The sequence below is a fragment of the Micromonospora sp. CA-248089 genome, from assembly GCF_050948515.1.
GTDB lineage: Bacteria > Actinomycetota > Actinomycetes > Mycobacteriales > Micromonosporaceae > Micromonospora.
Genome location: NZ_CP192016.1, coordinates 4,201,094 through 4,214,419, shown reverse-complemented (window position 1 = coordinate 4,214,419; position 13,326 = coordinate 4,201,094). Strand labels below are relative to the sequence as shown.

Sequence of the window (13,326 nt, the reverse complement as noted above, 5' to 3'; positions counted from 1 at the left end):
CGTCACGGAAAGCCCACGGGGCCGCCGGATCAGCCCAGCCGCCGCTGACAGCGACGGTGCCGGCCACACGGTGGTTGGTGTTCAGGCCGGGCGGGAAGTTCGGCTGCTCCGACGGGCGTCGCGAGGGTCCGCTCCGGTGGGCCGGTCACTGTTGTCTGGGCGGGAGAACCGGTCGACGAGGGCGTCGATGGCGCTGGTGTCCTGGGGTGTGACGGCTTCGGCCGCGACCTGCCGGATCGCGGTCGCCTCCCCGACCATCGGTTTCGGTGGGCGCGTCTTCATGGTGAACGCCGGTGTCTGGCGGCCGTCGGCGACGAGACGCGTCGCGGTGGTGTAGGCGTCGAGGTGGGTCAGGTCGTGCTCGTCGAGCTCGGGCAGGGTGTGGCGGGCCAGCACACGGGCGTCCTCGGGCGCACACGAGAAGTAGACCTTGTTGCGGGCGTTCGCCGATGCGGCGGCGAGGAGGTCTTTCGGGAACTGGGCGAGGTCCTGATGGGCCAGGACGAGGGACAGCCGGTACTTGCGGGCCTCGGCGAGCATCGTGTCGAGGCTGTTGGCGAGGGTGAGGAAGTTCTGGGCCTCGTCGATGATCAGGGTGGCGTCGCGGCGTTTGTCGGGGGCGATGCGCGCGCGGGCGGTGGCGGCCTGCCACACCTGCGCCAGGACCAGGGAGCCGAGGAGTTTGCTGGTGTCCTCCCCCAGCTGGCCTTTCGGGATGCGCACGAGCAGCGCGCCGCCGTCGAGGACCTTGCCCATGTCGAAGCTCGAGCGCGGGTAGCGCATGGTGCGCTTGACGAAGTCGCGCAGGAGGAACGCGCGGAGGCGGGCGAGGACGGGGCCGATGACCTGCGAGCGCAGAGCGGGGTTGAGCTCGTCGTACCACTGCCAGAACCCGGACAGGCCGGCCGGGTCGTCGAGGTCGACGGTCATCGCCGACCGGAACTGGGCGCTGTTGAGCAGGGGTGGGATGTGTTGCAGGGTGACGTTGGCGTGCCGCAACAACGTGAGACAGGCGACGCGCATGACGTCGTCCATCCTGGGGCCCCACGCTTTGGCGAAGATGTTCCCGAAGATCGACACCAGGTTGTCGACCACGAGGTCGGGGTCGTCCCCGGCGAGAGGGTTGATGGTCGGTGGATTCGGCTGGTCCGGGTCGAAGATGACGAGGCGGTCGGCGACAGAGGCGGGAAGCCGGTCGAGGATGTCGAGGACCATGTCGCCGTGCGGGTCGATGACGACGGTGCCGCGGCCGGCGGTGATGTCGTCGACGGCCATGTTGACCAGCAGCGTCGTCTTCCCGCTGCCGGTGGAGCCGATCACGTGCAGGTGATACCGCGCATCCGGCACGGCCAGGGCCACGCCGTGGCCGCCGACCTCGGCGGTGCCGAGGACCTTGGTGCCGCGTCCGCCGGTCGCGACGGCGACCGGTGCGGGCATGGACTTCGCCCGCGCGCGGTCCAGGCCAGGGACGGCCAGATCTTGGGGCAGCGCGGCGAGCGCGGCCAGTTCGGGCGTGGAGGTGAGGAATCCGGCGCCGAGGCGCCGCCGCGCGAGGACCGCGGCGGGGGCGGGCATGCGGGTGCGGTGGGTGAGCCGGTTGCGGCCGGAGTACACGGCGAAGGAGGAGGCGATGGTGTCGGCGATGCCCCGCAGCCGGGGCCGCTGGTCGGTGCCGGCGCGTCCGCTGTCCTTGCCGACGGCGTATCGGATGGCGGTCTCCCACAGCGGGTGGGAAGCCTTGTCGAGGATGGCCCGGACATCGCGTTCCACTCCGGGGTCGCGGCGGCCCGTCGGCCCGGACCGGCGGGCGCTGGAGGTGTGGCCGGGTAGGAATGCCTCGACGAGCCACAGCAGCGGCGCGGCCGGGTTGATGGCGGGGAGGGCGCTCTTGCCGTCGCGCAACCTGCCGGCGGTGCGTCGGGCGCGCAGGGCGCGGCGGGGTGTGGCGGGGCGGGCGAGGATCTGCACGCAGGCGTGCTCGTCGGCCCGCAGTTGGGAGCCGGCGGAGATCAGCGCGCGCAGCGGGTCGTTGTCGTGGTCGATGCGCAGGGGCAGCCATTCGGCGGCGGCGGGCAGCAGATGTCCACCCACCACCGTGGGCACGCCGACCGGGATGGGTGGGGCGGGGGTGTCGTCGGTGGTGCAGGCGGCGCCGGGCCAGGCGGCGCGGACGGCGGCTTCGACGGCGCCGGGTGGGACGGTGCCGGGTACCCAGATGGAGATGAGCAGGCGTCGTCCCGTCCACGTGTACTGCCAGGCGACGTGAGGGCTGCCGTAGAGCCAGCGGCGGCGCCGGGACGGGGTGAGGGTGCCGGCGAGGTTGGCCCACAGCGCGGACGCGCAGTGGGCGTCGACCTCGGGTGGTGGGGCGATCGTCACGAGCCTTGCGCCCTCACTGTGCCGGCGGTGCCGCCACGCTGCGAGGAGATTGCGGCCGGCGACGTGCGCCACGAGCAAGCCGGCGGAGACGGCGAGCAGCCACGGCCGCTGCCCCACCCACGCGGTGGCCTCGAGCAGCCAGCGGGTGGCGCCGGTGGGCGGCACGACGACGTCGGCGCCTGGGCCGGTCGGATGGGGGGTGAAGGTCAGGATGGCCGCGAGGTATGCGGCGGGTGGGGTCACAGGTCGTCTCCCTCGTCGAGGTCGGCGAGTTCGCTCGGGCGTGTCGTACACAGCTGGTGCTCCGCTTGCGAGGCGATGGCTTCGAAGCTGGTCCGGTTGGTGCCGGAGATCAGCAGGCCGGTGCCGACCTGGGCGGCGAGGAGCAGCCGCCGTTCGCCGGCGGTGAGCCCGAAGGCGTCGCCGATGGCGTCGATGGCTTGCGGGGCCTGCTTGAGCAGGATTTGGGTGGCGGCGTTGGCGACGACGGCTTGACCGAGGTCGGTGCCGAGCAGGTCGGCGACGTCCTGGGTGATGACGGTCAGGCCGGCGTGGCGCTTACGGGCGGCCTTGGACATGCGGAACAGGAACCGGGCGCCTTCGCCGTCGCGCATGAGCAGCCACGCCTCGTCCACGACGACGAGCCGCCGCGCGGCCTGCCTGCTGGGTGCGTCGACCTGCCGCCAGATCGCGTCCAGGGCGAGGAGGGTGCCGACGGTGCGCAGTTCGTCGGGCAGGTGCCGTAGCGACCACACGACGAGGTGGCCGGCGGGGCGGGTGGTGGTGGGCCCGTTGAACAGGTGCGAGAAGGAACCCTCAACCCACGGGGCGAGGCGGGCGGCGAGCTGCCGTGCGGCGGGGTCGGTGTCGGCGTGCAGGCAGTCGGCGAGGTCACGAAGCAGCGGGGCGGGCCGATGGTGGGTGGCCGGATCTGGGGTGATGCCCGCGGCCCGGTAGACGGCCAGGATCGCTCGGTCCAGGGCCGCTCGTTCCGCCGGTGGCGGCTGTTGCCCGAGCAGCACGGCAATGAGGGTGTGCAGGAACAGGCCACGGCGGGTGAGCACGTCGGGGCGGTTGTCGCCCGCCGGCAGGTCGAGGGGGTTGACCTTCACGCCGGGCATGCCGAGGCGGACCACCGACCCGCCGACCGCGTCGGCCAACCTGAGGTACTCGTCCTCGGGGTCGATGACGGCGACCTGCGCCTGCTGGTAGAGGTTGCGCAGGATCTCCAGCTTCACGAAGTACGACTTGCCGGCGCCCGAGCGGGCGAGAACGACGCTGTTGTGGTTCTCCTGTGCCCAGCGGTCCCACCACACGATCCCGCTGGAGTCGGGGTTGACGCCGTAGAGCACCCCGCCGTCGGCGGGCGGGTCGCCGGGCAGCGGCGCGGGCAGGTCTGCGCTGGCGAGGGGGAACGCGGCGGCGAGAGCGGCGGTGTCCATGGTGCGGCGCATCTGCAGGCTGTCGGTGGCAAGCGGCAGGGTGGTGGTCCACCCGGCCAGGTGCCGCCAGGTGGCGGGCTGCACCTCGATCAGGGTGGACGCGGCGGCTGCCTTCACCTGCGTGCACGCCTCGCGGAGCTCGTCCTCGGTGCGGGCGTGCACGGTCAGGTAGAGGCCGACGCGGAACAGCTTCGCCGCACCGCGCGCCAACCGCTGGGCGAGGTCCGCGGCGTCGTCGGCCGCCGCTTCCACGGACGGGTCGGGCAGCTTGCCGCGGCTGGCGTCCGCGCGTCGGGACGATTCGAAGCGGGCCCGCTGATTGCGCAGCCGGGCGGCGGCGACTGGGGCGGGCAGCGGGTCGATGTGCAACGCGAGGTCGAGGCGGCCCGGCCACGACAACAGGGGTTCGAGCCAGGCCGGGCCAACCTCGGCCGGGTAGCCGGTCACCACGAGGGTGGCGGCGTAGCCGTCGCCGACGCGCAGGAACCGCGGGGTGACCTCGACGGCGGCGGGGGCGACGGTGGCCGCCAGCCCGTCCGGTTGGCAGCCACCGTCGGCAGGCTGGGATCTGTGGCGCAGCTTCATGTCGGTCGGCTCCTTCCGTGCCGGTGACGCTGATGGGGCGTGGGTGAGGTGATGACGGTGTCGGGGGCCGCGAGGCCGCCAGGCCGTGGCGGCCGGTAGGGGTCGGCGGCCGCGGCGAGCGCCGCGGTGACCGCCTGCCCGTCGAGGGCGCGGGTGGTGACGCCGAGGCCGGACAGGGCGCGGGCCGCGTCGTCGGCGCGCCGTCGAGCCGTGTGCTCGCCGCGCTCACCGGCGCTCGTGCCGGTGACGATGAGGACCTGCCGGCGCAGCGGATCCTTGCGCGCTGCGAGGTCGTCGAGGAAGCGGGCGTGGTCGCTGGCCGCGTCGGTCAGCGCCGGGTGCGGCAGCTGCATGGCCGCGTGGGCGAGGCTGCGGGCGGCCGAGTGCAGGTCCACCGGCTGCGCCGACACCACGATCTGCGTGGGGGTCGACAAGCTGTTGAGCCAGCGGCCGAAGGTGTCGACCAGGGCCGCCTGCTCATCGCCGGTGCGCAGCGCGAGGTTGATGTTCGTCGTGGCGACCATCGCCGCTCGCGCGGCGCCGAGTCGGATCTCCCCTCCGTCGTCGATGGCGTCGGCCGGCAGCTTCAGCGGCGCTGGCAGCATCATCCTCGTCGTCGGCGCCTGCACCCAGTCCGGTGTCTTCGACGTCGTGTCAGTTGTCGACAGCGCGCGCGGTGCCCGAGAGTGAAGGACGGCGGCGAGCAGCCACACGTCCAATGGCAGGCCGTCACGACGGCCGACCGCGACGCCGAAAACCAGGCCGCCGACGACGACGGCGGCGCCGACGAGCACCGGCGCGGGCACGACCTGATGCAGGGCCCGCCACGCCCCGTAGAAGGCGAGGGCGGCGACGGCGAGGATCGCCAGCTGCCGGAACGTCAGCCCGTAGAGCACCTTGTCGGGAGCGTCGACGTCGGCGGGCATCCGCGTACGGCCCGGATCGGTGCGTTCGTCGTGGCGGTTCATCGGCCAACCGCCTTCAGCCCACGGCCGAGGCCGGGCACCGTACGGGTGGCCTGCTGCACGACGATGACCCGCACCGCGGCACCGAGCATGTTCACGCCGCGGCCGCTGTTGCCCGTGGCCAGGTAGCGGCGCATCAGGGACGGCACGCGCAGCGTCGTCCAGAGCATGACCATGACCACGAACAGGTTGATCGCGCCGCCTGGATCCACCGGCAGTCCGAGCACGGGCAGCAGGTGCTCGGGGTCGGTGAGCATCCACTGCCCGGCGTAGAGGGTGAAGCCCTGCACCACGGGAACGGCGAGGATGCCGGTGTAGGACCGCCACCACATGCGGGCGACCGGTTCGGTCTGCGGCATCGCGTGACAGGCCAGGGCCAGCGGCGCGAAGGCGGTCAGGACGATGACGACGGCGAAGCGGACGATCACGCTGAACGCGGTGCCCGCGAGCAGGACGGCGATGATCGCCACGCAGATCACGAACAGCAGCACCGCCGTGGTGTCGCGTCCGGCGAGGATGTGGGTCTTGATGGCGCGCAGCGCGCCGTCGCTGTCGCCCTCGGGTGTGGTGAGCGCGCCGGTCAGGGCGTTGGCCAGGTCGATGAGCATGCCGCACCACAGCTGGGAGAAGTGCGCGGCGACGAACCCGACGATCAGCCTTGGGATGAGGTCCTTGGCCGTGTAGCGGGTGGTTTCACTGCCGCCGGCGGTCATGGTGAGCACCCCGGCGGCGACGAAGGCGAGGACGAAGACGGTGTCGACGACGAGCACCGAACGGCCCGTCAGGGCCTGCACCTGCGGCAGGGCGGTGACTTTCGGGGTGATCAGCAGCGCGCTGCTGATCACCCCGAACAGCGCGTCGAGGCTCGCGAGGATCGCCGCCGCCAGCCAGTCCAGAATCTGGTCGAGTAGCCAGCCCATGGTCAGCCCCCGACGATGCCCTGGACGACCTGCAACAGGACCGGGGCGAGGACGGCCAAGCCGTAGCCGACCAGCGCGTTTTTCAGTGCACCCTTGGCCCGCTCCACCTGCGCTGGGTCACCCCCGGCGGTGGCCCAATAGACGCCGGCCAGGACGAGGAACAAGGTGGCCAGCGCGGCGAGGATGCCGACCAGCCAAGCCCGCAGATTGGCGATGACCACCGGCAGCGAGTTCACCGCCACCATCGCCGGCGCACCAGAATCGGCGTGCGCGGCGGTCGGTGCCGACAACAACACCATCACCAACCCGGTGAAGGCGACGCGGCGGGCGGCATGGGAGCGGGTGAGAGCACGAAAACGTGCCGAAATGCGGGACATGACTCTTTCACCTCCGGCCCCGCCGACGTCCGGGGACGCGGCGGGGTGCTAGCGGATGGTCACGGGAGACCGCCGCCGGGCCCGCGGACGGCACGCGCGGCGAACCAGACCGTCCCCGGGAGGAGCCCTTCCTCCCTTGTCGGGTAGCGGGTGTTCGATGAGGTGTCAGCGCACCAAGCACTGCGCGGCACCCGAAGCGGCCGGCACGGCGGGCGGCCCAACTAGGTGCGGACCCGGCGGCGGGCGGGATCCTCGCCACGCCGTAGGTGTGACGAGAAGTCCCGCACCCCCAAACCGCCGGTTGTGTGCTCTGGCGAACGCCCCCGGTTCTCACCGCCACTCACAGCGGCACACAGCAACTCCATCTCGCGCCGATTGGGCTCCGCCTCGGTGTGATGGCGGATGTCGGCCAGGGACCACCGACGTGCGACACCTGATCGAGTCGTGGCCATGTCAGGCACGGCTGTCAGACACGAAGCACCACTGAAGGCCGCCCGAGATAGCGGCAGGCGCCGATGACACAGGCCGGACGACACCTCCTGTGACCATCGCCGCCGATGTCACCGATGCTCCCTCATCCTGCCGCTGACATGACCTCAAATCTCGGTGTCAGACCGGCCCTTTGACGTCCTGGTGGCAAGGGCGTCGACGCCGCGTCGCGCCAGACCCGGCATCGGTGACAGCGTCGCGGTCGCCCGACGGCACAGGTGCCCGGTTGTGAGTCGTTGTGAGCGACCGTGGGCGGCGGTGAGTGTCACACCCGGCCGATGGCAACCCCGTCGCGTTCCATCCGGGTGTCGACGGCATTGCCCTCGGCGGTCGGTCGCATCAGCGCCTGGCCTGTGTCACAGCCCAGCTCAAGGGCACTGACAAATCCAAATGCCAACGACATGGCTCGATGTCACGGGTTGCCTGCCTGGGGCGGTGTCACGAGTGTCGGCGCCGCGCCGCAGGGCCGTGGTCTGCGCTGTGAGCGGGTTGTGTGACGGCCGTGGCCCAATCGGTACCGCCGCGCCGCCGTGACATCGCAGCCTTGCAGAACCGGCGGTCATCTTCGACAGGGGGAGTTGTGACATGAGCGTGCCCGCCGCCACCGACTGGCCAACCTCGCCTCTCGCAGCCGCAGACGCCGCCTTCACCGCGCTGACCGGCGAGCCAGCACCCTTGACGCTCGACCTAGACACCTGCGGCGTGCCCGACGCCGCCGGGTCGGGCGTCATAACACTGCTGGCGCTGCGCGACTGGCTCCTGCGTCACCCTCATGCATATGCGCTACGCGACGGCGTGTGGCGGGAGCTGATCCGCCGTGCCCGCTTGGACGGGCCGGCGTGGGTGATCGGCGCGGTCGGGATGGCCATGCCCGCCCTGCGCCGCTACGCCGGCCAGTTGTGCGCCGGCTACAACGGCGACCCCGACGACATCGACGCCGAGATCCTCACCGGATTCCTCACCGCCCTGCGCGACCGCGTCGACCTGACCCGCGACGCCCCGTACGCGGCGCTGTGCCGGGCGGCGTGGCGCGCCGGGCACCGGCTGCGCCTGCAGGCCGGCGAGTACACCTCGATCGCCGACGTCGACCACCTGCCCGGCCCCCGCACCCCCAAGGTGCCCTACGGACACCCCGACGTGCTCGTGCGCCGCGCCGTCGGCCTGGGCATCCTCGACCCGGACGACGAACAGCCCTACATCGACGTGCGGCTCGGGCGGCGGGCGATCGAGCCGATCGCCGCCGGACTCGGCATCACCGTCGACGCCCTACGCATGCGTCTGGGCCGCATCGACACCCGCATCGCCGACGCATTGCACAGGGGTCTGCTCACCGGCATCGCCTCGCCGCACGCCGCCGCCACCCTCGCGGCGCAAGCCGAACATCGAGCAGCCACTCGCGCCGGCCGGGCCACCACTAGCCGACCGCACCTCGTGTGCGAAGCCGTGGCGGCCGCCTGAGGCGTCCACTGACACGGCCGCGCCTGACCGACCCGAACTCGCAACACGCGGCGGCGCCCTCACCCTCTCAGGTGAGGGCGCCGCCGCATGTCCCCACCGCACAGCAGCCGAACGCCACACCCCGCCCCGCCCAGCCGGGTTGAGCGGGCGCACGCCACTGGAGCCAACAGACGGGGCGCTCGTGACCCCTCAGCAGCCCATGGCTATACCGCCGCTGACCTGCGATGTGAGCGCAACGAACGCCTGACCGTGAGCGCTGCGAGCTGCTGTGAGAACCGGGGGCGTTCGTCAGAGCACACAACCGCCGGTTTGGGGGTGTCAGCGCACTACCCGCGCGGCGCGGAGCCGACATCCAGATGAGCGAGCACACGCCGCAGCACCACCACGACCGCGTCCACCCCGTCGACCGGAATGTCGACCCGACCCTCATCGACCTGGTGGCCGGTGACCCGCCGGTCCCGATCACCGTATGGCGCACCGCCCGCACCGACGCCGACACCGGCCGCGCGATCGGCGCCCGGCTGGCCTACCGGCTCGTCGCCGCCTACAGCCGCCCCAGCGACGCGGTCATCGACCTCACCACCGACCACGCCCTCACCAGCGCCTGCACCACAGGCAGGCGCCGACACCACCCCGGCTGGTTCACCGACGCGTCCAGCCTGATCATCGGCCCGCCGACCCGCACCGAACCGGCCGCCCAGCCCGACAACGGCGACCTGCCGGACACGGGCGCCTGGTTCGGTGACGACCTCACCGACGCCGACCTGCCCCCGGCCAGCAACCCGGCTGTCCCTGTACCCGACGGCGCGTCCCTGGCGGAGGCGACCAGCCTGGTCGTGGCCTGCTGGCCCCTCGACACCGCCGACGCGACCAACCGCATCCGACTGGCGTGGCTGTTGACCGCCTGCACGCGGCTGCTGCGCCCCGGCGGCTGCCTGATCCTCGTCGTCACCGCCCCCGCCAGCCCGGCCGCCCCGCAGGACTTCACCCCCGTCGTGCAGGCGGCCGCCGCCATCGGGCTGGGCTACCTGCAGCACATCGTCGCCGTCACCGCCGACACGTGCGGCGACGCGTTCGTCTACCACGTCACCGACGAGGAACTCCTCGCCCTCGCCACGCAGGCCAAGCAGCCGTGGACGGTGGCGCACCTGCAGGTGCACGCGGACCTGCTGGTGTTCACCCCCCACCAGGCGCCCACCTCCCAGCGGAACCCACGCTCCGAAGGCGGTCGCCGTGGCTGAGCACCTGCCCTTCCCCGCCGACCCGAACCAGCCGACAAACCCGGCCGAGGACACCCACCACGGCCAGCACCGCCACTACGAGGGCCGCCACCGCGACACCGGCGGACGCCACCGCGCGCCCGGCGGGCCGGAGGGCCTGTCGGTGTGGGCGACCGCCCAGCGGACCGGGCCGGTGCAGCGCCGCGGCCGCTACACCGCCGAGTCCGTCAAACACCCCGCCCGGATGCTGCCCGCGATCGCCGCCCACGCCATCGCCGCCTACACCCAACCCGGCGACCTGGTCCTCGACCCGATGTGCGGAATCGGCACCACCCTGGTCGAAGCGATCCACGCCGGCCGCGACGCGATCGGGGTGGAGTACGAGCCGCGATGGTCGAACATCGCCGACGCCAACATCACCCACGCCCAGCAACAAGGCGCCGGCGGCCGGGCCTCCGTGGTCCGCGGCGACGCCACCCGCCTGCGATCGCTGCTGCCCGCCGCCCTCACCGGGCAGGTCGCCCTCGTCGTCACCTCACCGCCGTACGGGCCCACCGTTCACGGCCTCGTCCGACCCGGCGCCGACGGGGTGGCGAAGTTCGACAACGCCTACAACGACGGCACCGACAAGGGAAACCTCGCCTACCGGGACCTCACCGGTCTCACCGACGGGTTCGAGCAGATCCTGTCAGGGTGCGGGGTGCTGCTGCGCCCCGGCGGCACCGTGGTGGTCACCGCCCGTCCGTGGCGCAAGAACGGCCAGCTCGTCGACCTGCCCAGCGCGGTCATCGCCGCCGGTGTCCGCGCGGGCCTCATCCCGACCGAGCGGTGCGTCGCGCTCCTCGCCGCAGTCCGCGACGGGCGGCTCGTCGCCCGGCCGTCGTTCTTCCAACTTCAAGCCGTGCGCAAGGCCCGCACCGGCGGCACCCCACTGCACCTGATCACACACGAGGATGTGTTGATCTTCCGGCGGCCGCATCCTCAACCCACGGAAGTCGCTGATGACTGACGACCATCCCCTGGGCGCCAAGTTCTGGACGTGTGCGGGGGGTGGCGTGAGTGACCATGTTCCCGGGCCGCGGATCGGATCGCTGTGCACCGGCTCCGGCGGCCTCGACCTGGCCTCGAACTGGTGCTCGGCGGCCACCTCACCTGGTACCTCGAAGCTGACCGCCACGCCCGCGCCGTCTGCGCCGACCACTGATTGAGTGAGCGCGATGGGAACAGCCTGGTGCACCGAACGGGCGCGGAACTCGCACTTCACCGACCGGATCCTCGTGAATCAACCAGGTCGAACGCTGGTTCGGTTACTTCAGGGAAGAGAAGCCGACATCCGGGCGTGGATCGACGACTGGAACAATCAATCCACGCCCGTTCGTCTGGACCAAGACCACCGAAGAGGTCCTCGACTCACCGCCCGATTTTTGTAGGCGAATTTCTGGGCAGCACAGCTAGCCGGCGACCGGAACGCTCTCGATAGCCTCGGTGTGTACCGGGTGCTCGGGCTGCTGTGGGTGGACCCGCTCGATCGTCGCCATGTGCAGCAGCGCCTCCTCGTGGTTGTCGATGTAGGCCTCCAGCCCCAACCGCCAGGCAAAGTCGAAGGTCGTCGGCATCTGGTCGGTGAGCTCCACCTCGCGGCCTTCGCGCAGGGCCGCCACCACGGCCGGTACGTCGACCGAAAAGTGCGCGCTGCGCCGGTAGGTGCGGGTGAGGCCGGTCTGCTCGACGAGTGCCGGGTCGACCTGTCCGTCGATGATGGGCAGGGTGAACAGGTCGAACCGGAATACCTCGTCCACCAGGTCCTGGTACTCAGGCTTCACCACTGGGCGGATCTCATCTTCCCACCACTCCGACAGCAGGTCACGGACACGGGAATCGAGGAACAGTGCCCGTACAGCTGCGTTGACCGCCATCGGCTCGACGATGGTGCTCGGGGTCTTCAAAGGATCGGCCGTCTCGTCACTGCACGCGTCGAACCAGTGGGCCAGCTTGAAGAGCACCTGGGACTGAGTCAGGCCAGCGTAGCGGAGCAGGGGCCGCCAGATGAAGCGGAAGAAGGAGTTCTCACCGACAGCTCGGGCCCACAACAGAAAGCCCTGCATCGCCAGATTTTCCTGGAAGGTCATGGTGTTGGTCGCGAGGACGTACTCGAAGTCGTCGGACTGGCCACGCGTGGTGACCAGACCGAAGTCCTCCCGTCTCTCTCGGTAGTCGGTGTTAGGAAGGATCATCAACGGATAGGTTGCGATCCGCGGGATGTGAAGCGCCAGCTCGTCGTAGCCCTGCAGGAAGGACTCTGTCGTCTCACCCGGCGCGCCCCAGATGAGCTCGGCGTAGCATTCGAGCCCTTCTGCAGATAGCCACTCGGCAAGCGCCTTCCAGTCGTTGAGCTTCATGTTCCGGCGGTTCATGTCGCGAAGCGCCGTGTCGTTGAGCGTCTGCAGCGCGATGGTGAACGAGCTGTGCAGTCCCGCTTCCTGCATCCGCTTCACGATGCGGTAGAAGGTCGCCGACTTGTTCTTCGCCCAGGACGTCTCTATCGCCCGTGGGTAACCGGTCTTCTCTCGCAGCTTGATCACATCTTCGAGGAACTCCTCGTCTCCGGACTGCATGCCGAAGTTCGCGTCACAGAGAATGACCGTGTTGACCTTGTGGAAGGCGAAGATCTCCATCTCGGCGATGAGGCGCTCGCGCGGGAAGCGGCGGATCTTCTGGCCAATCGCCCCACCCCAGTAGCAGAAGGCGCAGTGGTAGGGGCAGCCGCGGTTCGTCTCCATGATCGCCACGTCGTAACGGAAGTTCCCTGCGGCGTCGGTCATGGGAATGGACCCGTTCAGGAACGGCGATGCGATGGTGCCGAGGTCCTGTACGCCGATGCGACGCTTGGTCGTCACGATCGTTCCGTCGGCGCGGCGGAAGGAAACGCCGTCGATCTTGTGTCCTCCGGGCTCGGGGAACTCTCGGGCCAACCATGCGTGCAGCAACTCGGGGAACGTCAGCTCGCCTTCGCCGTTGACGACGACGTCAACTTCGGGACATAGCCGGAAGACCCGCTGAGCCTGGTTGGCCACGTGGGTGCCACCGAGCACGACCAGGCCGTCCGGCTTGAGCAGCTTGAACGTCTCCGCGAGGACGAGCGCCTCCCGGAAATTCCAGCCGAAAACCGAGATGGCGAGGACGTCCGGCACCGTCTCGGAGAAGATCGCCGAGACTGCAGTGCCGATCGACGTCGCACCGCGAAGGTTGACGATGACCGTCTCGAACTCGTCCCTCAGGCCCTCGTCGGCATCGACAGCCGCCTTCATGTAACCGATGGCTAGGGGCATCGATTCCAGAGGCATTGCCCAAACGCCCTGCTGAACAAAAGTTATGCGCCTACGAGGCATCCCCGTACTCCCTCCGCGGATCTATTTCCTGATCCTTGTACAAATTGGCAGCGCGGATCCAATTGAACGTTTATGGATTCGCGCGGCCGACACTTAAGCGCC

Annotated in this window: 9 protein-coding genes and 1 pseudogene; 4 read left to right on the top strand and 6 right to left on the bottom strand. The window is 70.6% G+C overall.

Features of this window, described 5'->3' with window-relative positions:
- Window positions 1-81: 81 nt before the first annotated feature.
- The 5 genes from ACQP26_RS19775 to ACQP26_RS19755 form a co-directional block, all read right to left on the bottom strand.
- A complete protein-coding gene (locus tag ACQP26_RS19775) occupies window positions 82-2,544 on the bottom strand; it encodes a type IV secretory system conjugative DNA transfer family protein (protein WP_433496165.1) in 2,463 nt (820 codons plus the stop codon).
- Between the two features lie 74 nt (window positions 2,545-2,618).
- Window positions 2,619-4,406 carry a VirB4 family type IV secretion system protein gene (locus tag ACQP26_RS19770; protein ID WP_433493644.1) on the bottom strand — a complete coding sequence of 596 codons (1,788 nt, stop codon included), beginning with the start codon at window positions 4,404-4,406 and terminating at the stop codon, window positions 2,619-2,621.
- Complete coding sequence (locus ACQP26_RS19765; protein ID WP_433496164.1) at window positions 4,403-5,332, bottom strand: PrgI family protein; 930 nt, start codon at window positions 5,330-5,332, stop codon at window positions 4,403-4,405. The genes ACQP26_RS19770 and ACQP26_RS19765 overlap by 4 nt, the downstream gene beginning before the upstream one ends.
- Window positions 5,333-5,370: 38 nt before the next feature.
- Window positions 5,371-6,291, bottom strand: coding sequence for a hypothetical protein (locus ACQP26_RS19760; RefSeq protein ID WP_433493643.1), 921 nt, complete (start codon window positions 6,289-6,291; stop codon window positions 5,371-5,373).
- Window positions 6,292-6,293: 2 nt separating this feature from the next.
- Window positions 6,294-6,668 (bottom strand): pilin, encoded by a 375-nt coding sequence (locus ACQP26_RS19755; RefSeq protein ID WP_433493642.1) that lies wholly within the window; start codon window positions 6,666-6,668, stop codon window positions 6,294-6,296.
- Window positions 6,669-7,742: 1,074 nt separating this feature from the next.
- On the opposite strand from ACQP26_RS19755, the gene ACQP26_RS19750 reads away from it, so the two are divergent.
- The 4 genes and pseudogenes from ACQP26_RS19750 to ACQP26_RS19735 all read left to right on the top strand — a co-directional run.
- Entirely contained in the window at window positions 7,743-8,615 is an 873-nt protein-coding gene (locus ACQP26_RS19750; protein ID WP_433493641.1) for a hypothetical protein, read from the top strand.
- 356 nt (window positions 8,616-8,971) lie between these two features.
- A complete protein-coding gene (locus ACQP26_RS19745; RefSeq protein ID WP_433493640.1) occupies window positions 8,972-9,856 on the top strand; it encodes a hypothetical protein in 885 nt (294 codons plus the stop codon).
- 4 nt (window positions 9,857-9,860) lie between these two features.
- Window positions 9,861-10,844, top strand: a complete 984-nt coding sequence (locus ACQP26_RS19740; protein ID WP_433496163.1) for a DNA methyltransferase — start codon at window positions 9,861-9,863, stop codon at window positions 10,842-10,844.
- Window positions 10,845-11,160: 316 nt separating this feature from the next.
- Window positions 11,161-11,290, top strand: a pseudogene (locus tag ACQP26_RS19735) (IS630 family transposase); the annotation flags it as partial.
- Here ACQP26_RS19735 and ACQP26_RS19730 read toward each other — a convergent pair.
- Window positions 11,287-13,179, bottom strand: a complete 1,893-nt coding sequence (locus tag ACQP26_RS19730; protein WP_433493639.1) for a KedN5 family methylcobalamin-dependent radical SAM C-methyltransferase — start codon at window positions 13,177-13,179, stop codon at window positions 11,287-11,289. The pseudogene ACQP26_RS19735 and the gene ACQP26_RS19730 sit on opposite strands and share 4 nt — an antisense overlap.
- Window positions 13,180-13,326: the final 147 nt, after the last annotated feature.